General features: G+C 40.2%; 1 protein-coding gene. It reads right to left on the bottom strand.

Annotated elements, in window-relative coordinates; genetic code table 11:
- Positions 1–383: 383 nt before the first annotated feature.
- On the bottom strand, positions 384–1148 hold the full coding sequence (locus VPNCDNU1_RS28500; RefSeq protein ID WP_104403504.1) for an ATP-binding protein: 765 nt from the start codon (positions 1146–1148) through the stop codon (positions 384–386).
- Between the last annotated feature and the right edge of the window lie 56 nt (positions 1149–1204).

The following is a 1204-nucleotide window of genomic DNA, read 5'->3' as shown; positions in this document are numbered from 1 at the left end:
AATGAAGCACTTAGCTTGCATTTGATGAACAACATCTTATCCAACAAAACCTACTGTAACCAGACCACAAAACCCAAAACGCAGATTCAGTCGAGAATTTAGGGGAGCGAACCGAAAACCAAGCTTCAAAATTCTGTGAGCATGACTGGTTTGGAAACTCGCAGCAACTTGGTTTGCACCGATTTCACCACCTTGATTCTGGTTGAGAAATCGAATTCAAAAGTACGGAAGTTGGCTATTAACCCTTGAGTTTTCAAAGCGCTATAACGCCGCATTAAGTGGTGAACAACGCGACCACCCCGCCTTAAACCTTGCCACATTCAGCACTAAAGCCGACCTAAGCTGAAGTTGCCAAGCGTTGAGAATCCGTCTTAAATGCTTTGTTAGTTGTTTTTTTGCATGCGCTCCAGAATGTAGTCTTGCAGAGCTAAACCTTTCAATTTTTGTTTACAGCCATTTACTCGAACCCAAGTATCACCAGAAGAATTGAAAAACAAACCAATGGTGTTTGATTTGGGAACATTTACTTCAAAAACATATCCATTCTCTGCATTAATTACTGAGTGAAATCTAACAGTAATTTTTGTTGGGTCTATCGCTGGCTGAATCGTACCAATTTTAGCGTTAACAACTTTGTTTATTTCATCCTTTTGCGCCGTTGATAGATGTAAACTTTTTACTTTACCGTCGTCGCAAATACCCCAGAAAATACTACCACCCGAGCCGTTGAGGAAAGCAACCACATATTCGTCAACCAAGTTCTGGATAGATTTTGCAGGATTACGTCCTTTTACTTCTTTAAACTCATGGGTCAAATCTTCTTCTAGAGAACAAACCTCACCCTCAACAAATCTATGTTGAACGTTCTGTTCAACTATTTCCAATTCATCAGGCAGAGACTCAAAAAACTTTCTAAGTTTTTTAATGCTCCCCGAACTCATGCGGACAGACTGAGACATTTTATTTATAGAACCACAACTCGCGATCAACGAATCGAGTTGATCAAGTGCTCTAGTTTTACCAACAAGTTGACCCCAAGTTTCAATTTGTCTATTCCGTTGAGGACCACTTTGCAAACCGCCGGGATAATACCTATCGTTGATTACGTCAAACGCAACATCTAAGTCCCAGTTCTTATTAATGATCACAATTGCTTCCTATTACTCTGAAGTTGGGTAAAACAACTAACGCCGCATTAAGGTGA

The organism is Vibrio penaeicida, from assembly GCF_002933855.1.
GTDB lineage: Bacteria > Pseudomonadota > Gammaproteobacteria > Enterobacterales > Vibrionaceae > Vibrio > Vibrio penaeicida_A.
This window is presented reverse-complemented; position numbering and strand designations above follow the sequence as displayed.